The 19,814-nt window shown below is 67.6% G+C and carries 17 protein-coding genes, 1 tRNA gene and 1 pseudogene; 7 read left to right on the forward strand and 12 right to left on the reverse strand.

Features of this window, described 5'->3' with window-relative positions; all coding sequences use genetic code 11:
• A pseudogene (locus AC16DP_RS09795) lies at positions 1–322 on the reverse strand (AHH domain-containing protein); the annotation flags it as partial.
• A gap of 89 nt (positions 323–411) precedes the next feature.
• A tRNA-Thr gene (locus AC16DP_RS09800) sits at positions 412–487 on the reverse strand.
• 312 nt (positions 488–799) lie between these two features.
• Here AC16DP_RS09800 and AC16DP_RS09805 point away from each other — a divergent pair.
• A complete protein-coding gene (locus AC16DP_RS09805) occupies positions 800–2,350 on the forward strand; it encodes a Glu/Leu/Phe/Val family dehydrogenase (protein WP_329731001.1) in 1,551 nt (516 codons plus the stop codon).
• Between the two features lie 77 nt (positions 2,351–2,427).
• Here AC16DP_RS09805 and AC16DP_RS09810 read toward each other — a convergent pair whose 3' ends face one another.
• Positions 2,428–2,793 (reverse strand): PilZ domain-containing protein, encoded by a 366-nt coding sequence (locus tag AC16DP_RS09810; protein ID WP_329731002.1) that lies wholly within the window; start codon positions 2,791–2,793, stop codon positions 2,428–2,430.
• A 202-nt stretch (positions 2,794–2,995) separates the two neighbouring features.
• Here AC16DP_RS09810 and AC16DP_RS09815 point away from each other — a divergent pair, with 202 nt between their 5' ends.
• On the forward strand, positions 2,996–3,673 hold the full coding sequence (locus AC16DP_RS09815) for a DUF6066 family protein (protein ID WP_329731003.1): 678 nt from the start codon (positions 2,996–2,998) through the stop codon (positions 3,671–3,673).
• 12 nt (positions 3,674–3,685) lie between these two features.
• Here AC16DP_RS09815 and AC16DP_RS09820 read toward each other — a convergent pair whose 3' ends face one another.
• From AC16DP_RS09820 to AC16DP_RS09850, 7 genes are all read right to left on the reverse strand, one after another.
• A complete protein-coding gene (locus AC16DP_RS09820; RefSeq protein WP_329731004.1) occupies positions 3,686–5,134 on the reverse strand; it encodes a trypsin-like peptidase domain-containing protein in 1,449 nt (482 codons plus the stop codon).
• 151 nt (positions 5,135–5,285) lie between these two features.
• Positions 5,286–5,906 carry a nucleotide exchange factor GrpE gene (locus AC16DP_RS09825; RefSeq protein ID WP_329731005.1) on the reverse strand — a complete coding sequence of 207 codons (621 nt, stop codon included), beginning with the start codon at positions 5,904–5,906 and terminating at the stop codon, positions 5,286–5,288.
• A 50-nt stretch (positions 5,907–5,956) separates the two neighbouring features.
• Positions 5,957–6,202 (reverse strand): hypothetical protein, encoded by a 246-nt coding sequence (locus AC16DP_RS09830; protein WP_329731006.1) that lies wholly within the window; start codon positions 6,200–6,202, stop codon positions 5,957–5,959.
• Positions 6,203–6,319: 117 nt separating this feature from the next.
• Positions 6,320–8,383: an ATP-dependent zinc metalloprotease FtsH gene (ftsH, locus tag AC16DP_RS09835; RefSeq protein WP_329731007.1), complete on the reverse strand. Its 2,064-nt coding sequence runs from the start codon at positions 8,381–8,383 to the stop codon at positions 6,320–6,322.
• A 206-nt stretch (positions 8,384–8,589) separates the two neighbouring features.
• Positions 8,590–9,534 (reverse strand): hypothetical protein, encoded by a 945-nt coding sequence (locus tag AC16DP_RS09840; RefSeq protein WP_329731008.1) that lies wholly within the window; start codon positions 9,532–9,534, stop codon positions 8,590–8,592.
• A 1-nt stretch (position 9,535) separates the two neighbouring features.
• A complete protein-coding gene (locus tag AC16DP_RS09845) occupies positions 9,536–9,943 on the reverse strand; it encodes a (deoxy)nucleoside triphosphate pyrophosphohydrolase (protein WP_329731009.1) in 408 nt (135 codons plus the stop codon).
• A gap of 88 nt (positions 9,944–10,031) precedes the next feature.
• A complete protein-coding gene (locus AC16DP_RS09850; RefSeq protein WP_329731010.1) occupies positions 10,032–11,183 on the reverse strand; it encodes a serine/threonine-protein kinase in 1,152 nt (383 codons plus the stop codon).
• Positions 11,184–11,421: 238 nt separating this feature from the next.
• Between AC16DP_RS09850 and AC16DP_RS09855 the strand changes: the two genes are divergently transcribed.
• From AC16DP_RS09855 to AC16DP_RS09875, 5 genes are all read left to right on the forward strand, one after another.
• On the forward strand, positions 11,422–11,838 hold the full coding sequence (locus AC16DP_RS09855; protein ID WP_329731011.1) for a helix-turn-helix transcriptional regulator: 417 nt from the start codon (positions 11,422–11,424) through the stop codon (positions 11,836–11,838).
• A 135-nt stretch (positions 11,839–11,973) separates the two neighbouring features.
• Positions 11,974–12,462 (forward strand): cytochrome c-type biogenesis protein, encoded by a 489-nt coding sequence (locus AC16DP_RS09860; protein WP_329731012.1) that lies wholly within the window; start codon positions 11,974–11,976, stop codon positions 12,460–12,462.
• On the forward strand, positions 12,459–13,376 hold the full coding sequence (locus AC16DP_RS09865; protein WP_329731013.1) for a tetratricopeptide repeat protein: 918 nt from the start codon (positions 12,459–12,461) through the stop codon (positions 13,374–13,376). Before AC16DP_RS09860 ends, AC16DP_RS09865 begins: the two co-directional genes overlap by 4 nt.
• 146 nt (positions 13,377–13,522) lie before the next feature.
• The gene (locus AC16DP_RS09870; RefSeq protein WP_329731014.1) at positions 13,523–14,524 is read left to right on the forward strand and encodes a hypothetical protein; all 1,002 of its coding nucleotides are present in this window, start codon (positions 13,523–13,525) and stop codon (positions 14,522–14,524) included.
• Between the two features lie 3 nt (positions 14,525–14,527).
• A complete protein-coding gene (locus AC16DP_RS09875; protein ID WP_329731015.1) occupies positions 14,528–15,163 on the forward strand; it encodes an ankyrin repeat domain-containing protein in 636 nt (211 codons plus the stop codon).
• Between the two features lie 74 nt (positions 15,164–15,237).
• Here AC16DP_RS09875 and ppsA read toward each other — a convergent pair whose 3' ends face one another.
• Together ppsA and AC16DP_RS09885 are read right to left on the reverse strand one after the other, a co-directional pair.
• Positions 15,238–17,844 carry a phosphoenolpyruvate synthase gene (gene ppsA / locus AC16DP_RS09880; RefSeq protein WP_329731016.1) on the reverse strand — a complete coding sequence of 869 codons (2,607 nt, stop codon included), beginning with the start codon at positions 17,842–17,844 and terminating at the stop codon, positions 15,238–15,240.
• Positions 17,845–18,046: 202 nt separating this feature from the next.
• Entirely contained in the window at positions 18,047–19,738 is a 1,692-nt protein-coding gene (locus AC16DP_RS09885; RefSeq protein ID WP_329731017.1) for a polysaccharide deacetylase family protein, read from the reverse strand.
• Positions 19,739–19,814: the final 76 nt, after the last annotated feature.

A 19,814-nucleotide genomic window follows, 5' to 3' on the forward strand; every position in this document is an offset into this window, starting at 1 on the left:
GGTGGAGATAGAGAGGGACAGGGCAGTCGGCCAGCCGCAGCGGCACGTTCAGCACCAGGGTGGCCAGGGCGTCATCAAGCTCGGAGTCGCTCACCCGCACCGCCCCGAACCGGGTGGGCACGGAGAGGTGGACCCGCTCGTCCCCGGCTTCACCCACCGCGACCACCGGAGGTGGCCCGGAAGGGGACTCCACCCGCCTGCCGCCCCGAGGCACGCTCGTGACACACGCGGCGTGGAGCAGGAGAACGATGAGGGCCCAGGCGCTCAGCCCCGGACGCCGCCGCGCGCTCGCCGGAGGCATGCCCATGGGAGGGGTACTCAAGCGTCACCTCCCCAGCGCGCCGCCCAGGCAGGAACGGGGAGCCTGAAAAAGAGAACGGGTCGCCAGGCTTTCACCTGGCGACCCGTTCATGGAGCCGACACCCAGATTTGAACTGGGGACCTACTGATTACGAATCAGTTGCTCTACCGACTGAGCTATGTCGGCACAACCACAGCGCTTTTCGGCGTCACCGAAGATGGGCGCGAAGTAACACGCGGTTCCGGACAGGGCAAGCACTTCTTTCATCCCCCCCACTTCTGGCCCCCATCCACCCTTCCCCGGCCCCGCCACGGCCCAGGAGAGCATGCAGGCGAGCACCCGCCGTGAATGACACGCCGCGTTGGCTAACTACCTGAAAAAACTAAAAGTTTGGATTCCAACAAGCCTGTCCAACGGTTGACCTCATGGGGGGGCCTATGCGCATAAGGGCCCCGCCTCTACTCAACAATCGCCTTTCCCCAAGGAGCGATTTTTCACATGGCCAGCGAAGAGAATTTCATGCGCGCCCCGGCCCCGACGCCCAAGCGCACCGTCTACACGGAGGCGATGGAGATCTTCCATCGCGCCGCCGACCTCATCGGTCTCGACAAGCGCGTGCGTCTGGAGCTCGAGGAGCCCGACTACGAGCACATCTTCTACGTCACCGCGAAGCTGAAGGACCGCCTGGTCCCGCTCGCCCCCGAGCAGGCCAAGGACTTCGCCAGCCTCTCCGTCACCCAGGTGCGCAACCCCGAGGGTCTCGAGCGCCTCGCCGACGGGAAGATCATCCTCAACGGCCGCGCCCTCCTCGGCTCGGACGTGAACATCAGCCGCGGCCACCTGCGCCTGCCCGACGGCAACGTGTACCAGCTGGTGCCCGGTGAGTCCCAACGCTTCAAGGCCTACCGCGTGCAGCACAACCAGGCCCGCGGCCCCTACAAGGGCGGCATCCGCTATCACCGCGAGGTCTCCCTGGATCTCTTCAAGGCGCTCGCCGCCGAGATGACCTGGAAGACCGCCATCTCCGAGGTCCCCTTCGGCGGTGGCAAGGGTGGCATCCAGATCGATCCGCGCTCGTACGGCCGCGAGGAGCTGGAGAACATCACCCTGCGCTTCATGTACAAGCTCAAGAGCCTGATCGGCCCCAACATCGACATCCCCGCTCCCGACGTGGGGACCAACGGGGACATCATGGCGCTCATGTACCGCCAGTACTCGGACGGCGAGCGCGAGCGGCACAACATGCGCGGCATCGTCACGGGCAAGGACGTGCGCATCGGCGGCTCCGAGGGCCGTGCGGCCGCCACCGGCCAGGGCGTGGCCTTCTGCATCGAGGACTACTACGCCGAGAAGGGTGAGACCCTGAAGGGCAAGACCTTCATCCTCCAGGGCTTCGGCAACGTGGGCAGCCACGGCGCCGCCATCCTCCAGAAGATGGGCGCCCGCCTGCTCGCGGTCAACGACGCCGACGGCACCATCTACAACGGTGACGGCATCGACGTGCCCGCCCTCATCGCCCACGTGAGCGATCCGAAGAACCTGCGCAAGAGCGTGCTCGGGTTCCCCGGCGCCCAGAAGATCGAGAAGAAGGACTTCTGGGAGGTCCAGGCCGACATGTGCATCCCCGCCGCCCTCGGTGGAGAGATCACCGCGGACGTGGCCGAGCGCCTCAAGGTCAAGCTGATCGCCGAGGGCGCCAACGGCCCCACCACCCCCGAGGCCGATCGCGTCCTGCAGAAGCGCGGCATCGACATGATCCCCGACATCATCGCCAACGCCGGTGGCGTGACGGTGAGCTACTACGAGTGGATCCAGAACAAGCGCATGGAGCGCTGGAGCGAGGCCGAGGTCAACCAGCGCCTCGAGCACGCGATGAAGCGCAACTACCGCATCATCCGCGACATCTCCCGCAACCAGGCCCGCCGCTCGGACACGCACGACAGCCGTCCGTTCTGCATCGGCAAGGAAGTGGATCCCCGCTGCGCCGCGATGATCCTCGCGCTCAAGCGCATCGAGGCCCACTACCTCCTCGAGGGCTTCTCGCAGTAAGCCCCTACCCCTGAAGCACGAAGGGCACGGCCACTCTCAGCGGCCGTGCCCTTTCGCTTTTCCCGCCCCCCGCGGCTTCAGTGCATCACGCGCTCGCGCGCCACCAGCAGCAGGGGCTGATCCTCCGCCACCTCGTAGGCCACCACCCGCAGGCCCACGCCGCGGCTGTTGCCCTCGCGCCCATCCTTGCGCCCGTACGCCAGCGCCACCTGGTAGCGCACCTCGCACAGGCACGTCATCTCCGTGCCGTCCTCGCCCGCGAACGTCACCTTCACCCGCTCGCCCAGCGACAGCTGCTCCCGCGTCTCCACGAACAGGCCCTGGGCGCTGATGTTGCGGCCGATCCCCCGGCTCAACCCCCCCTCCGTCGAGAGGTAGATGGTGAAGACCTTGTCGAAACGAAGGTGGGAACGCCGCTCGCGGACCTGGGCTTGGGGTGCCATCCGGTGACTCCGGGTAGGGGGTGAGGTGGGACGGAAACTACATGGTGAGAGCATGTAGTCAAAATCTCCACCAACCCATACCGCCACATACCAGCACGTACCGCCACGTACCCATCTCCGGAGTGCCCGGAGGGGCCCGGGGGTGGCACCATCGGCCTCCCCGTCCCCTGTTCCCTTCCCCTTTTCCTGGAGTAGCCCCCGCGTGAGACGTCTCTTCCTGGCCACCCTGCTGCTGCTGCCCACGCTCGCCCTGGCGGACGTGGATGCGCGCTTCGCCCAGCTGAGGGATCAGGCCGAGGCCCTGGGCAGCCTCTCGTCGTTCCTGGACAAGTACATTGGCGAGTGCGCCGGCCTGTTCGTCAGCCCCTCCTGCCGGAGCGACGCCGAGGCGTTCCGCGCGAAGTACGGCGGCCGGAAGCTGTACATGATCGTCGGCGAGGAAGCGGCGACCATGCTCACCCCGGGCCCGTACCAGCCCGGCAGCGGCAACTACACCATCCAGGTCATCCCCTACTTCCCGGGGGAGGGCTATGCGCTCACCCAGGGCACGCCCACGCAGACGGACTCGGCGGGCAACCCGCTGCTGCCCCTCATCCGCATCACCGGCACCACCCCCGAGGGCTGGGCCGCCACGGACTTCCTGCGGCTCTTCTCCGCCCGGCAGATCCGCGCGCAGATCGTCTTCACGCCGCAGGGGGTGTGGACGCTGCCGCGCAAGCAGGGCGGCAAGGCGCAGGGGGTCGCGGCGCGGATAGAAGCCATCCTCCTCACGCACGCGCGCACGGGGAATCCGCTGGGCCTGTGGTTCGCCGAGCAGCCCACGACGGCCGCCCCCAAGGAGCCCGCGGCCAAGGGTGGCAAGAAGGGCAAGAAGAAGTAGCCGCCGGGGGGCTCAGTACTTCAGCGCGACGTACTGCTGCACATCCCCGCGCTGCACGCGCAGCAGCACCGAGGCGCCCGCGCCCTTCTCCAGCGCGCTCCGCACCGCCGCGACGTCCTTCACCTTGCGGCGGTTGACCTCCATCACCACGTCGCCCGTGCGCAGCCCCGCGCTCGCCGCCGGGCTGCGTGGCAACACCCCCGACACCAGCACCCCCGCGTAGGGCTCCAGGCCCATGGGGGCGGCCACCTCGGGGGTGACGTCCCGCAGCACCAGGCCGAGCTCGCCCAGGTTGCCCGGGCTGTTCATCGCCGCCAGCACCTCCTGCGCCGGACGGGCGGACAGCTTCACCAGCACCTCCTGCGACACCCCGTCCCGCAGCAGCGTCAGCTTCGCCTCGGAGCCCGGCGCCATGATGGCCACCTTGCGCAACAGCTGCTGGAACGAGTCCACCTGCTTGCCGTTCACCCGCACCACCTGATCTCCCGGGCGGATGCCCGCCTGCGCCGCCGGGCTGGTGGGGTACACCCGCGTCACCACCGCGGCGCGCGTGCCCACCTGGGGCTGCTCGTCGATCACCACGCCCAGCCAGCCCTTCTGCAGCTGGCCGTTCTTGCGCAGGTTGGGCAGCAGATCCTTCACCATGTTGATGGGCACCGCGAAGCCGATGCCCTGCCCCTCGGAGATGATGGCCGTGTTCACGCCCACCACCTCGCCGCGCATGTTGAAGAGCGGCCCGCCCGAGTTGCCCGGGTTGATGAGCGCGTCCGTCTGGATGAAGTCGTCGAAGGGGCCCACGCCGATCACCCGCTCCTTGGCGGAGATCATCCCGTGCGACACCGAGTGGTCCAGGCCGAAGGGGTTGCCGATGGCCACCACCCAGTCCCCCACCTCCATCCGGTCCGAGTCCCCCAGGTACACCGCCGGCAGCCCGCCCACGCCCTTGCCCAACAGCCGCAGCAGCGCCACGTCCGTGGACGCGTCCCGGCCCACCACCTCGGCCTGGAACTCGCGCCCGTCCGACAGGCGCACGAGGATCTCACTGGCGGCCTCGTTCTCGCGCGCCACCACGTGGTTGTTCGTCACCACCAGCCCGTCCGGAGTGAGGATGAAGCCCGAGCCGCTCGCCGCGCGCGTGGGGCCCCGCAGCGGGTGCACCGTCTTCATGACGTTGATGTTCACCACGCCCGCCTCCACCGCGCGGATCAGCGGCGCCAGCGACGTGGGCGGCACGAAACCCGGCAGCATCGGCTCGCTCGAGGCCCACTCCCGCCACAGCCCCATGGGCCCGCTGTTCACCCGGTTGGAGTCCTCGGCCCACGCCGCGTGCTCCCGCGCCCGGGCCTGGAGCCACGGAGCGAGCGCTCCCTGCTGCGCCCGGGCACCCGGGACCAGCACCAGCGAGAGCAGCGCGAGGAGGGGAAGGAGGACGGGAGCTCGGGGATTCACGACACGGGCCATGGCGATGGGCTCGAACAGCCACTCCCCGCGCCTATTTCCCAGGATTGTCCGGATCCGCGTCCAAAGCACGGAGGGGCGAGGGGGGAGACCCTCACCCTAGCCCTCTCCCAAAGGGAGAGGGAACACCCACGATGGGGCTCTGGGGGGCGGATCAGGCCTGGGCGGGGGCGATGTACTTCGCCACCTTCACCCGGGCCGGACGGATGATCCGCTCCTTCAGCTTGTAGCCCGCGCGGGCCTCGGCCACCACCTTCTGGTCCTCGTCCGGGCTGGTGGTGATCTCCATGTCCGTGGCCTCGGCCGTGTTGGGGTCATACGGCAACCCCACCACCTGGATGCGCTCGATGCCCATCTGCTGCAGCTTCGAGAGCAGCCCGTCACGGATCATCTTCACGCCCTGCGCCAGGGGCGACGAGACGTCTCCCCCGCTCATGGCGAGGGAGCGATCCAGCTCGTCCACCGCCTCCAGCAGCGTGGTGGCCACGTTGCCGCGCTCCACGTCCATCATCCGCTCGCGCTCGCGGGTGAGGCGCTGCTTGAATTCCTCGCGGTCCTTCTCCAGCTCCTGGTAGGCACGGGCGAGTTGATCCACGCGCCGCCGGGCCGCGTTCAACTCCGCCTCCAACCGCTGCTTCTCCGCATCCACCACGGGCGCGGCCTCCTGGGCCGGAGTCTGCTGCTGCTCGGTGGACGCCTCGGGCGCAGCCGTGGCGGCGGCCTCCTGGGCCTGCGCGTCCTGGGACGGACCGTCTGTCCGGGGATTGCCGTTCATGCGGCGAACGTAACCAGCCCCGGGGTTGTGTCAACGCTCTGACGACGAGACTAGTGCTCGGCGGGGACGGCGGGCTGCTCCGACATGAAGCCGTGATCCACCTGGCCCGTCACCTCGTCGATGATCTCCACCTGGGCCGCCCGCAGCGAGTAGTACAACAACCACCGCTCGGCCGCCGTGAGGGTCCCCGCGGGCAGGGCCTGCTCGATCTCCTGCACCGACAGGCGGCCCTCCCTCAGTCCCTTGGCGAAGAGTGCCTTGCGCGCCGTGTAGCTCTTTCCGATTCGATTCTCCACGACCTCTCCCTCCTTCCCGGCCAACATAATTTCGCCCTTCCCACACCGCAGAACATGCGGCGTGAAAGGGCGATGGCAAGGCCAGTGAGCAACCGGGCAGGCGCCCGGAGGCCCGGTTCAGGCGTCGGGGATCTTCCCGCTGGAGTGCTGGGCCCCGGGCGGAGGCGTCTCGTCACCGCCCGCCGGGTGGGCGGAGATGACCTGACGGGCCTCCGGGTGCAGCAGTCCCCGGGCGGCGGTGGCCTTGGGGCCGAGGATGCGGAGGATCTCGTCCTCATCCACCACCTCGGTGGCGAGCAGCCGGGCGGCCAGGGCCTCCACCTTGTCGCGGTGGGTGGTGAGCACCTCCCGGGCCCGGTCGAGCGCCTCGGTCACCATCTTGCGGATCTCTTCATCCACCATCCGGGCCGTCTGCTCCGAGTAGGAGCGCACCTCCGGACCTCCCGCCGAGCGCAGGAAGGCATTCTGCTCGCTGCCCAGGGCCACGGGGCCCAGGGAGCTCATGCCGTAGTCGCGCACCATCAGCCTGGCGATCTCCGTGGCCTGCTTCAGGTCGTTGGAGGCACCGGTGGAGACCTCGCCGATGAAGATCTCCTCGGCGGCGCGCCCGCCCATCATCGCGGCCATCTTGTCGCGCAGCTCGTCGAAGGACATGAGGTACCGGTCCTCGAGCGGCAGGGACATGGTGTAGCCCAGCGCGGCGAGGCCACGGGGGATGATGGACACCTTCGTCACCCGCTCCGTGTAGGGCAGCATCCACCCCACCACCGCATGGCCGGCCTCGTGGTGCGCGACGATGTCCTTCTCGCGCTCGTTCATCCGGCGGTTCTTCTTCTCCAGGCCGGCCACCACGCGTTCGATGGCCTCCTCGAAGTCGGCGCGCATGACGAAGTCGCGGTTGCGGCGCGCGGCGAGCAGGGCCGCCTCGTTCACCACGTTGGCCAGGTCGGCGCCCGCGAAGCCCGGGGTGCGCGAGGCGATGGACTTGAGGTCCACGTCCGGTCCCAGCTTCACGCCCCGGGAGTGGATCTCCAGCACCCGCTCGCGGCCACGCTTGTCCGGACGGTCCACCAGCACCTGCCGGTCGAAACGGCCCGGACGCATGAGCGCGCTGTCGAGGATCTCCGGACGGTTGGTGGCCGCCAGGATGATGAGGCCGGCGCGGCTGTCGAAGCCGTCCATCTCCGCCAGGAGCTGGTTGAGCGTCTGCTCGCGCTCGTCATGGCCACCGGCGACCCCCGCGTTGCGGCTCTTGCCGATGGCGTCCAGCTCGTCGATGAAGATGATGCACGGCGCCTTGGCGGTGGCCTGGGCGAACAGATCGCGCACCCGGGCGGCGCCCACGCCGACGAACATCTCCACGAACTCGGAACCGGAGAGGCTGAAGAAGGGCACGCCCGCCTCACCCGCCACGGCCCGGGCCAACAGCGTCTTGCCCGTTCCCGGCGGGCCCACCAGCAGCACCCCCTTGGGGATGCGGCCGCCCAGCCGGCGGAACTTCTCCGGCGTCTTGAGGAACTCGACGATCTCCCGCAGCTCGTCCACGGCCTCGTCCACGCCCGCCACGTCCTTGAAGCCCACGCCGGTGTCGGCCTCGGCCTGTACCTTGGCGCGTGTCTTCCCGAAGCTCATGACGCTCTGCGGACCCTGGCCAATACCTCCAGCCATCCGCCTCATCATGAAGCTCCACAACACGAAGGCGAACGCCAGCGGCAGCAGCCAGACCAGCAGCACATCGCTGAAGCCGGACCGCACCACCGCCTCGTACGGGACGCCCTGCTGCTCCAGCAGCGGGACGAGCTGCTCGTCTCCCTCCACGCGATAGGCCATCCACGGCAGGTCGCTGAGCTCGGGGCGCAGGCGCTCGGCTCCTCCCGAGGGAGTGCCGGACGTACGGGCCGCCGAGCTTTCCTTGAGGAAACCCTTCACCCAGTCCGGCGCGACCTGCACCTTGGAGAACTTGTCCTCCTGGATGGCCGTCCGGAACTCACTGTAGGTCTTGCGCTGCACGCCCGCGTCCTGGAAGACGTTCTTGAAGAGCATGAAGCCCAGGAGGAGCAGAGCGATGTAGCCCAGTGGCGAGCCGAACCGGAACCCCTTGTTGGCGGGTGGAGGCTGAGGCTTTTCCTGTTTCTTTCCGCGAGGGCTCATCCCCGGCGGCATGGTGTTCTGAGGCTTCATCGTCGACGCACTCCCCCTCCCCCATTGCACGTACCCCTGGTGGTACGTGGTACGACTGATCCGCAGGCAAAAGATGTCCACACCCGCCAGCCGGTCAACCCGGCATGCCCCACTCAGCTGGGTAATGGTGGTAACGCCGGAACAGCGCTCGTCCATCCGGGCGACAGCAATGCCCGGCAGCGAACACCTCATGCGGGGAGACACCGCTAGCGGCAGTCCACCCGGTACATGAACTGGGCGGCGAACTCGGAGCCGAGCACGAAGGAGCGGCCACCGGGCAACCAGGTGATGGCCTCGGACTGGGCCTGGCTGGGGCCGGGCACCTCCACCACCTGCCCCCGCACCAGCTCCTCCAGCCGCGAGGCGCCCGGGGCGCGCACCTCCCACACCCGGGTATAGGTGCGCAGGAGCATCCGCTGGCCGGACGGATGGAGCGCCGCCGACGTGGTGCGGTAGTCCACCCCCCCGGGCGCATGCAAGGTGCCCAGGTGCGTGGCCTTCGCCACCGTGCCCGGCGCGAGCCCCTCCAGCGCGAACACCTCGCCCAGCGAGCCGCGCTCCTTGGTGATGACCGCCAGCCGGCCCGTGCCCGGCTCGAGCACGAGCGACTCGGCGTCATGCGGCCTGTCCGGGTACGTGAAGGCCAACGTCTCCACGGCGACACTGCCGTCGGCCACCTCCGGCTCGGGGAAGCGGACGATGCGCACCCGAGGCCGGCGCTCGAAGTTGTCCCCGGTGTCCGCCAGGTAGAGGCACGTGCGCGCATCGCCCGGGGCGCACGGGCCCAGGGTGATGTCCTCCAGGTCCATCCTCGCCGCGTCCTTCGGCTCCAGCCCGGTGAGCGTCACCGTGGCGAGCACCTTGCCGGACATGTCCAGGGCGAACACCCGGAAGGCGTTGCCGGAGTCGTTGTGCGCCCACAGCACCCCCTCGTGGCGGGTGCTGGCGGCGAGGCCGGACAGCTCGGCCAGCTCCAGCGGCACCTGGCCCACGCGCCGGGGCTCCCCATAGAGCACACAGCCGGGCAGGCCCTCGGCGGGCGGGTAGCGCGGATCGGCCGCCGGGGTGGAGGCATCCGGACTGGAGGGCTTCTTCGTCGTGCAGGCCCCGAGCAACAGCCCCGCGAGCACCAGGGCGGTACGACGGCCCACGTCAGGCTTCCAGACCCAGCAGCTTGGCCAGCGTCTTCGCGTCCGCGTCGGGGAACTGGTACTTCGCCATCTCCTCCAGCGTCACCCAGCGGTGATCATGCACGCGCAGGTGCTGGATGGCCGACTCGGCGCTGGTGAGCCGGCAGCGGTAGACGCGGAAGTCGATGTCGTAGCTCGGGTAGTCGTGATGGGTGTGGAGGGCCTGCTCCATCACCTCCACCTCCACGCCCATCTCCTCGCGGATCTCCCGCGCGAGGGCCCGCTCGTCGGACTCCCCCTCCTCCACACGGCCACCCGGGAACTCCCACAGCAGCGGGAGGGTCGCCTTGGGCGGGCGCTGGGTGATGAGGTAGCGCCCCTCGGCGTTCTGAAGCATCGCGCCCACGACGCGGATGTGACGACGAGCCATTTCCGGACTCCTTCTCACGGAAGCAGGAAGGGGGGCGGACTAACACGGCCCGGGGCCCCAGGCCAAGCCTCAGGGCCCCCCGCCGCCCTCAGGAGGCCTTTCCCGGCCCTCCCCGGCGGCCCCGGGTCGCCGCTCCCCTGCCCCGCTTCGGGGTGCCCGGGGGCTGCTCCAGGTCCTCCAGGACGGCCTGGTGGAGCGCGGAGACCTCCGCCACCAGCTCGTCCCGCCCGTACCGCTGGCCCGAGCCCCACAGATGATCCCTCAGCGCCCGGGCCAGCTCCGCCCCCGTGGCATAACGCTCCTCCCGCTGGGGCGCGAGCGTCCGGTGGACGATGGGCCGCAACCCCTCCGGCAGCGAGCGCGTCGCCGCCTGCACGTCCTGCGGGCTGAGCTGGCGCATGCGCTTCATCAACTCGCCGGTGCGCACGGTGCCCAGCTCCTCGAGGCCCGGCACCCGGCCGTCCCCCCGCGCCCGCAGCTGGCGGCTGAGCAGCTCCGCCTCGTGGCGCTCGGCCGCCGCCAGCAGGTGCTGGCCGGTGAGCAACTGCAGGAGGATCAGCCCCAGGGAGAACAGATCCGAGCGCCCATCCAGCTGCTCCAGCATGGCGCGCTCGGGGGAGCTGTAGGCCAGGTTGCCCAGATCGCTGTCGCCCTCGGTGGAGATGCGCCCCTCCAGCCGGGACCAGGCCGCCCCGAAGTCCATCAGCTTCACCTCGCCATGGCGGCCCACGAGGATGCCCTGCGGTGTCACGTCCCGGTGCACGACACCCAGCGCGCGGCCCCGCGGGTCCACGAGCGCGTGCGCGTAGTGCAATCCATCCGCGACCTCGGAGGTCACATGGCAGGCGAAGGCCTCGGAGAAGGAGCGGCCGGCCCGGGCGGCCAGACGCATCAGGTCACCCAGGGGCCGGCCCTCCACGTACTCCAGCAGCAGCAGCGGCGTGTCCGCGCTGCCCCCGAGCATCTGCACCGAGACGATGTTGGGGTGGCGCATCTGGCTGCCCAGACGCGCCTCCTCCACCAGCCGCTGGTAGTCCTCCTGGCGCACCACGCGGTTGAGCCGCTTGAGGACGGTGTAGCCGCCCTCTCCGTCGTGGTAACGCTGGCGCGTGAGCAGCAGCTCACCGTGATGGCCCTGGCCCAACGAGCGCACCAGCTCGTAGCTCACCATCCCGGCATCGAATACCACCGGGTGGGTCTCACGTGGGGAGGTTGTTTCAGGGGTCGTCCGGATCGACATGCGAAGTACTCCTTGGGGGTTTGCACGGGCTGACTCCAAAGGTAAACATGCGCCCCCCGAAGCACCAAGAACGATGACGGGGATCCAGCAGGGCGGACGTTCAGGCCATGACCTCCAAAGTCGTGTCTACCTCTCACATGACTCTTGAAGTCACCACTTTTCCGGTTATCTTAGAAGTCACGTAGGCCCGGGTGCTCCGGGCCCTGCGCCTTCCACTTCTTTCTCAGGATCGCACGGCATGGCACTCCCACGAGGACTGGCTGGGACCATCGGGACAGCGGCCCGGGCGGCTCGGGTCCAGGCCAATCTCACCCAGGAGGACGTGGCCGAACGGGTGGGTCTCGCCACCGAGGTGTATGGACGGTTGGAGCGCGGCGGCATGCTGCCCAGTGTCCCCACCCTGAAGAAGCTGTGTGAGGTCCTGCGCATCCCCTCGGACGTGCTGCTGGGGTTGACGCCCGCCCAGGAGAACTTCTGGACCAAGGAGCCGCCGGCCCGGCCCGTCGAGGAGCCGGGGGAGATCCGCCGCCTGGTGCGCACGGTGAAGCGGCTGGAGCCGGCCGAGTTCCGCCTGCTGAGCCTCATGGCCACCGGCCTGCTGCGCCTGCGGCTGATGCGCCACGGCCGCTCCTCCCACGACTCCTCTCCCCCCTGAGCGTCCCGTCCCTGGACCCTCCGCGGTGCCGGGGGAGCGGGCGGCCGGGGGAGGCTCCGCCCTCCTACCCTCGGGTTTCCCTGGGCAACACCCGGCCCGGGGCGCTAGGTAGGTGTGCCGGATTCCGGCCACCCCATGACAGCTGCCCTCCTCACGCTCACCCTCTTTCTCGCCTCGGGACAGTACGCGCCCCAGCAGGCTGGAAGTGAACCCCTCGCGCCGGCCCTCGAGGCCCGCGTGCAAACGCTCGGCAAGGAGCTGCGCTGCGCCGTGTGCCAGGGCCTCTCCGTCTCGGACAGCCCCTCGTCCATGGCCCGCGCCCAGCTCGATAAAATCCGCGAGCTGGTGTCCGAGGGGAAGTCGGACCAGGAGGTCCGTGACTACTTCGTGGCCCGCTACGGCGAGTGGGTGCTGCTGCAGCCCAAGGCCGAGGGCGTGAATCTGCTCGTGTGGCTGGGCCCGGTGGCCCTGCTGCTGGGCGGCGCCTTCGTCATCTTCCGGCAGGTGCGGCGCGAGCCCGCCGCGGCCACTCCGGCCGCCTCCACGCCCGCGACGCCCCCCGCCGCTTCCACCGATTCCGAGGACCCCTACCTCGCGGCCGTGCGCCGGGAGCTGGATCAATGAACCCCACTGCCACCAACTGGGCTCCTGGCCTCATCGTGCTCACGGTGGGCTTCATCGCCGCCGCGTTGTTCATCTTCACCCGCAAGGTGGCCGCGTCCTCGCCCGAGGCGAAGGATGACGTGCTCGAGGATCTGGAGCGGCGCTACCAGTCCCTCATCGAGCAGCTCAAGGAGCTGGCGGCGGAGAAGCACGCGCTGGAGCCGGAGCGCTACACGGCGGAGCGCAAGCGGCTGGAGCTGGAGGCCGCGGCGGCGCTGCGTGCGAAGGACGAGCACCTGAAGCACGGGGCCACCCCGGGCGCGCGGCGGGAAGCCCCGGCGACGAAGGGCCTGCTGTCACCGCAGCTCAAGGGCGCGCTATGGGGCGGAGGGATCGTTCTGTTCTTCGCCACGCTGAGCTACACGCTGGTGTCCGAGCAGCGCACGCGGGGCGAGGAGGATGCCGCCACGGGCCGGGTGCCGCCGGGCATGGGCGGCACCGCGCAGCAGCCGCAGGAGGATCCGCAGCTGACCGAGGCGATGGAGCGCTTCAAGAACAACCCGTCGGATCTCGACGCCGCGGCGCTGCTGAGCCACGAGCTCATCCGGCGGCAGATGTACGAGGAGGCGGATCGCATCACGAACCGGGCGCTGGCGGTGGATCCATTCAGCGTGGAGCTCCGGGTGCACCTGGGCGTGCTGAAGGCGGTGCGCGGGGACGAGCTGGGCGCGGAGCAGGATCTGATGAAGCTGGTGGACACGTACCCGGACGCCCAGGAGGCGCTGCTGTTCATGGGCGCCATCGCGATGCGGCGGGGAGACAAGGCGAAGGCGCTGGAGATGTTCGAGCGCTTCGCCGTGGAAGTGCCTGGCGAGATGCACCCGCCGCCGCTGCTCGCGGCCATCCAGCAGCTGCGCGGCGAGCTGGGCCGGTAGAAAGCCAAAGCCTGTCCCGATGGGTTCGAATCCCGTCAGGGACAACCTGGAAGGCCCAGCAGAGCCTCACGGACAGATTGCGCAGGCATACTCCGCTCAGCCCCACCAGGACCCTTCAGGTCTTGAAGGGGTTTGAGGACGTAGCCATGCGTTTCCGAGTGTGCATCGCACTTCTGCTTCTTGCATCGGCCTGCGCGAGCGCGCCCGCCCCACTGTCGATTCCACGGCGTCATACCTTCGTCCCGACTCCTCCCTCGGGCCCGAGCATCCGGCTCGTGTCCGCGCCGATGGACCCGGTGCAGCAACAGTCGCGGATTGGAAAAGCGGACCTGGACCAGGCCAGGGCGCTGCTCTCTCGGGCGCGCACGGACCTGGAGCCGCGTCAATGGGAAGCGTTGGACGAGAAGCTCACCGCGGCGGAACGAGCTTTCGAGCGCTTCTCCAGAGCCGCGAAGACGCGCGGGCACGCTGCCGAGGTGTCGAGGGGGGTGGAGGGGGCCGCGCAGGCTGGACGCGCCAGGACGGTCGCTGAAACGAGCCCCCGTGTGGGCCCGTTGCTCGTGGTGCTCGTCCTGCTCTATCCCTTCAACACCGCCCCAGCGGAGATCGACCGCCGCCCGGAGTGGGTCGACGCTCAGCGGGAGTACGAGTCGCGGCTGCTGGACATAGCGGAGGAATCGCGGCGGCTCATGGAGGAATTCGAGCGTCAGGAAGCAGAGGAGGTCGTCACGGCTCCCACCCATTGGCGGAAAAAGACCAATCCGGCGACGGGCAGCAACTACACCAGCGTGGAGGAGTACGACCGAGTCCCCCGCCACGCGGATCAGACCTGCAAAAACAGCCGACTCGACGAGCTTCAGGAGGAGAAGGATCTGCTCACCCGCTCAGTCCCACCCCTCGATCCGAAGTCGCCCAGATCGAAGAACAAAGAGAAGCTGGACAAGGTGCCGTGCTCCAGGATCCGGCTGCGTCTTGAAGCGATGAAGAGAGTTCTGGAGAAGCGGTGGGAGATTGAGAATGAATGCTTTGGAGGAAAACCCGATCCGCGTCACGACCTGGCAATGATCGAACTTGAAAAGGGCATTGCGAATACCGAGAAGCTCGGAAAGCAGAATTGCGCCCCGGGTCATCCGATGGCGGAGCTGTGAGCCATGTCGAAAGAACTCTTCGCGGCGATCAAGCAGCACGATACAGCCCTGGTCAAGGCACTGCTGGCCAGAGGAACCGATCCGAACGAGCCGCAGCAGGAGTGGCCGGGGCTGCTTCCGCTGCAGGTGGCCATTCACGCACTCGACGATGGAGGCGAACTCGATGTGCTCCTGGCACTCCTCGAGCACGGCGCGGACGTCAACGCATGGGATGCCGAGCGGGACAGGACTCCCTTGTTGGAAGCAGTCTGCGAAAACCAGCTGGCGGCAGTCGAAGTACTCCTGAAGGCGGGGGCCGAGCCCAACGTGCGCAGCAGTGAAGGGGACACGCCGCTGCGGGCGTGCGCGGAGATGGGCAACGTGGGAATGGCTTCTCTCCTGCTGGGCGCGGGGGCCATCCGGACGATCAACGACTGGGGCGGGTTGACCGGATGCACCGCGCTCGGGATTGCGATATCGCGGCTGGACATTCCGATGATGAGACTGCTTCTCGAGGCGGGCGCGGATCCGGAGGCCCCGGACGACAACCGCCAGCCCACCCGCGAGCGCCTGCCGCCGCGCGATGAATCCGATTCCCAGACATGGGACGCCGCGTTCGAGCTACTGGGAGGAGCGCAGGGCCGCAACCCGGTAGGATAGAAGGCGCGCGCCTCCGGCTCACGGAGGCGCCTCCATGGAACTGCTACTTCGCTCTCGCTCTACAACCTCGCTCTCTACAGCACCTCCACATACCCGTCCGTTCCATTCACCCGGATCCGCTGCCCGTCCTTGATCAGCCGGGTCGCATGCTGCACGCCGACAACCGCCGGTAAGCCATATTCGCGTGCGATGACGGCCCCGTGGGTCATCAGTCCGCCCACTTCGGTGACCAGCCCCTTGATGGAGACAAACAGGGGTGTCCAGCTCGGATCGGTGAAGGCCGTGACCAGGATGTCCCCATCCTCCAGATCGGCGTCTTCCATGGTGAGAAGGACGCGGGCCCGTCCCTCCACAACCCCGGAAGAAACAGCCAGTCCGACGATGGCCTGGGCGGGAAGCGCTCCCCGTTTGTACGCGCCTGCGATGCACTCCCCCTCAGACGTGATGACCCGCGGGGGACTCAGCTTTTCATACCGCTTGTACTCGTCCTTCCGCCTGGTGACGACCTGGTCATCCAGCTTGTTCGTGCGAACCACTTCGCGGAACTCTTCAAAAGAGAGGTAATAGGCATCTTCCTTCTCATGAAGAACCCTGGCTTGTACGAGCCGCTCGGCTTCTTTCAGCAAGGCCTGTTTGTACACGAAGTAGCGGCTCACCATGCCGTACTTCGGATACTCCCGGTAGCCGATGAGATTCCGGACCAGGCTGATCATTCGCTTCGCCTCCGTGGCTTTGCGATCACCCTCCGGTAGTTGCGCCAACCGCTCCAAGAGCTCCTGCTCTTTTTTCAAAGCCTCCTGCCGCCCCTGCTCGAATCTCCGGCCGCCGGCACCAGGCTCGAAGTTCTTGATGTTGCTGAGGATCGTGGAGACGAGCGTCGCTGGCTTTTCACTCCAACGCGTCCGGGTGATGTCGATTTCCCCGGCACATCGCATACCGAATCTGTCGAGAAACGCTTGGATCGCGTCCCGGGCTTCCCGTCCGCCCTCGAACTTCAGCAACCCGTCCAGAAAGCCATCGTCCGTGGCATGCCGCAGATAGGCAAGCACTTCCGGATATGGACGAATCACATCCGCGACATCCAGGAGCGCCAGACCCATTTCCGACGTGATATTGCCTGACACGGATTGCGTCAGCGTGTCTGCCGCATTCTTCTCACCCAGCCACTCCTTCATGTTCTCATTGATCCACGAAGAAGCATTCAGCGCAGCCATGATCAGGCCGAGGCCTTGCGGATCGAACAAGAGCCGCCTCAACTCCTGGATATCGTCCAGAATGAAATCAAAGAGCTCCGCTCCTGACCTTGTCTGGATGTCCCGCTTCAACGCCTCTATCGAGGCCTGACTGCGCGCAATCAGGGTTGCCGGATCGGTTTCGGTCTGGGCCTGAAGACCCGCAGCCGGCGCACCGGCATTCCCTCCACTGGGAACCGGCGCTTTGTTCTCATCCAGCACCGGCTTGACGAAATCTCCCCGCTCCATGACGGTCAAGAGAGCGTCCTTGATGAGCGGATCGGATTTTCCGAGGCCCTCTATCACCAGGTTCCTGCTGGCAGGCGAAGCCAGTCTCTGGGTGACATCCACGAACAACCTTCCACCCGCTTTGCGCATGGGCGCGGGGGTGGTGAGCAGGAAGAACGACAATCCCAGGGGCTTGATGGGATCGGTCATCATCTGCTGATGACCGACGGAGACGTAGACGTGATTCTCCTGATCACTCGCTTCCGGGACCGGGAATAGCGTGGTGATCGGCCGGCTCTGGACGATGTGGAATGCATCATCCGCCAGGCACCATTCGATGTCCTGGGGCTGGCCGAAATGTTCTTCGATCTTTCTGCCCAAGCGCTCGAGCCGCTGAATCTGCTCGTCCGTCAGCACCTGCCGGTTTTGCTGTTCCGGCGCAATCTCCTGTTCGCTCGTGCCGCCGCCTTTCGCGGCATGAATCGCCAGCTTCTTGGTGGAGATCTTCTTGTCGACGATCTCGCCGTTGCGCACCTTGTAGCTGTCCGCATTCACCCATCCGGAGACCATGGCTTCACCCAGTCCGAAGCCGGCATCGATGGACACCACCTTCCTGTTCGACGTGACGGGGTCCGCGGTGAACAAGATTCCCGCCGCCCGCGGGAAGACCATCTTCTGCACGACCACGCACAACTGAACCTTGCGGTGGTCGAAGCCGTTCTGCATCCGGTAGATGATCGCGCGGTCCGTGAACAGCGAAGCCCAGCATTTGCTGACATGCGCCAGGATGGCCTTTTCTCCGATGATATTCAGATAGGTATCCTGCTGCCCGGCGAAAGAAGCCGTCGGCAGGTCCTCGGCCGTAGCACTGGACCGCACCGCAAACGCACCCTGCTCACCCAACTTCGCGAGAGCGCCCGCGATCTCTTCGGCAATCCCCTCGGGAATGGGAGCTCGTTCGATGGCCAGACGAATCTTCGCGCCGATCCCGCTGATCCGCTCCCGCTCTTCCGCCTTCAGATGCGTCAGCTCATCCAGCAAGCGAGCCAGCCCCTGATTATCGCGGGTCATTGCTTGATACGCTTCGGTGGTCACGCAAAAACCCGCCGGGACCTGGATCCCCTTGATTCCGGACAGCTCGCCCAGGTTGGCGCCCTTGCCGCCTGCAAGCTTCAGCTTCGTTCTGTCGATCTCGTGAAACCCAAGCACGTATGCGTTCATGGATTGTTCCTGGGGAGCAAGAGCTTCAACGAGCCGGTGCCCGCGTTGGCGGACCTGTTGGAGCTCTCGAGTGTCGAGCTGGGCGGAGGGGTGACCCCTGAAACGCGAGACGGCTCAGGGCCCCGGGTTCTCTGGAACCTGGGGCCTTGAGCCTTCTCTAGCGCCGCATCCCCCCCCTTCTAGGGGTTGGGAATGGGGAGTCTCAGGGGAGCAGTTGCACGTCGTCGAGGTAGAGCGTGCCCTGATCGACGCCCGACTGATCCTGGATGTAGACCTCGCGGAGCGTACCGTTGCTCACCCCCAGCGCGCTGAACGGGAGGACGATCCGCTCCCACGTACCCGGCTGGATGGGGTGGCCCAGCGCCTGGTCCAGGCGGATCTCCCCGAGGAAGCTCGAGCCGTCGCTGAAGATGATTCGCGCGATCTGCCCGCCCGAGGTGCCACCGTGCACCCACATCGAGAGGGTCTTGTAGCGGCTCAGGTCCACGCCCGCGCTGGTGTGGAAGTAGAGGGACGACCAGCTGTCCAGCTCGACGGAGAGGGCGGACGTGCCCGCGTGGACGGTGCCGCTCGAGTAGAGGTCGTGCGTGGCCCAGCTCCAGTCATCGAAGCCGGCGCCGAGGCCATCCGCGTAGAGCGAGAAGGCCGCAGGCGGCGGAGGCGGCGTGGTCGTGCCGGCCTTCAACAGCCGGATGTCGTCGAAGTACACGGTGGCCTGGTCTCCGCCCGTGTCGTCCTGGAGGTAGATGTCGCGCACGGTGCCGGTGGACAGGCCCACGGTGCTCAGCGGAACGGTGACCTGCTGCCATGTGCCCGCCAAAATGGGGTGGCCCAGCACCGCGTCCAGCCGCACCGAGCCGAGCAACCGCGAGCCATCGTAGAACACCAGCCGCACGCCCTGGCCACCCGAGGTGCCGCCGTTCACCCACAGCTCGAGGGCCGAGAACTGGTTCGCGGCGAGCCCCGTGTTGTGGTGCAGGAAGAGGGCATTCCAGCCATCGAGCTCGGCGGAGATGGACGTCAGGCCGCTGTGCACCACCGTGCGGTCGGCGAGGTTGTGCGTGGCATAGCTCCAGTCCGCGAAGCCATCGCCCGGGGCGTCGTCATAGACGGTCGCGTTGCCCGAGGTGTCTCCCGTCAGTCCATCCATCAGCGCCACGCCCTGCGCGACGGTGACGGGCTGGAGATTCTTCGTCTGGAGGTAGTCGAGGATGGCCTCGAAGTTGGCCTGGTTGATCTCCATCGACTGGGTGGGCGTGCCGCTCACGAACTGGTGGAAGGTGAGGATGAGCCAGCTGCCATCGGCGGCGGCGCTGTCGATCCACCCGCGCACGGTGTCCACGGTGACGGCGCTGTGCACGTCGTAGGCGCGGAGCTGGAGGATGTTCGAGTCCTTGAAGTTCTGCCCGCCGTTCACCGTGCGGTGGCTGCCGTAGTACTTCTGCACGGTGGCCAGCACGCCCGCGTTGTAGGCGCCGTAGGGCGAGGCGAACGAGGGCACCGCCGCCAGGCCGAACTGCGTCTTCAGCCACGCCTGCGAGTCGCGCAGCTCGGTCTCCACCTCCGTGGCGGACAGGGTGGTGAGATCCCGGTGCATCATCGTGTGGGCGCCGATCTCGTTGCCCTCGGCGATGAGCGTCTGGATTTGCGGCACCGTCATGTAGCCGAGCCACCCGTTGCGGATGCCCTCGGTGACCAGGAAGTACGTGGCGGGGATGCCACGCGCGTTGAGCGCCGGGCGCGCGCCCGTGAACTGCGACGGCCAGCCATCATCCAGCGTGATGCTCACCATGCCCCGCTGGAACGGCGTCGAGGCCCTCGCGGTTCCCGCTCCCACCCACACGGCCACCACGAGCCCGCACAGCACTCGATACAACCCGGTCAATCCGCCCATGTGCACCTCAATGTCATGGATCCCCCCTCGTCCAAACGGCCGCCATCATAGAGAACGTGAAGGGAACGCAATGAAT

The sequence above is a fragment of the Archangium sp. genome (genome assembly GCF_057119385.1).

Coding starts and splice junctions, on each gene's coding strand:
- AC16DP_RS09805 (WP_329731001.1), top strand. CDS start 800: ATGGCCAGCGAAGAGAATTTCATGCGCGCCCCGGCCCCGACGCCCAAG.
- AC16DP_RS09810 (WP_329731002.1), bottom strand. CDS start 2,793: ATGGCACCCCAAGCCCAGGTCCGCGAGCGGCGTTCCCACCTTCGTTTC.
- AC16DP_RS09820 (WP_329731004.1), bottom strand. CDS start 5,134: ATGGCCCGTGTCGTGAATCCCCGAGCTCCCGTCCTCCTTCCCCTCCTC.
- AC16DP_RS09825 (WP_329731005.1), bottom strand. CDS start 5,906: ATGAACGGCAATCCCCGGACAGACGGTCCGTCCCAGGACGCGCAGGCC.
- ftsH (WP_329731007.1), bottom strand. CDS start 8,383: ATGAAGCCTCAGAACACCATGCCGCCGGGGATGAGCCCTCGCGGAAAG.
- AC16DP_RS09845 (WP_329731009.1), bottom strand. CDS start 9,943: ATGGCTCGTCGTCACATCCGCGTCGTGGGCGCGATGCTTCAGAACGCC.
- AC16DP_RS09850 (WP_329731010.1), bottom strand. CDS start 11,183: ATGTCGATCCGGACGACCCCTGAAACAACCTCCCCACGTGAGACCCAC.
- AC16DP_RS09855 (WP_329731011.1), top strand. CDS start 11,422: ATGGCACTCCCACGAGGACTGGCTGGGACCATCGGGACAGCGGCCCGG.
- AC16DP_RS09860 (WP_329731012.1), top strand. CDS start 11,974: ATGACAGCTGCCCTCCTCACGCTCACCCTCTTTCTCGCCTCGGGACAG.
- AC16DP_RS09865 (WP_329731013.1), top strand. CDS start 12,459: ATGAACCCCACTGCCACCAACTGGGCTCCTGGCCTCATCGTGCTCACG.
- AC16DP_RS09870 (WP_329731014.1), top strand. CDS start 13,523: ATGCGTTTCCGAGTGTGCATCGCACTTCTGCTTCTTGCATCGGCCTGC.
- AC16DP_RS09875 (WP_329731015.1), top strand. CDS start 14,528: ATGTCGAAAGAACTCTTCGCGGCGATCAAGCAGCACGATACAGCCCTG.
- ppsA (WP_329731016.1), bottom strand. CDS start 17,844: ATGAACGCATACGTGCTTGGGTTTCACGAGATCGACAGAACGAAGCTG.
- AC16DP_RS09885 (WP_329731017.1), bottom strand. CDS start 19,738: ATGGGCGGATTGACCGGGTTGTATCGAGTGCTGTGCGGGCTCGTGGTG.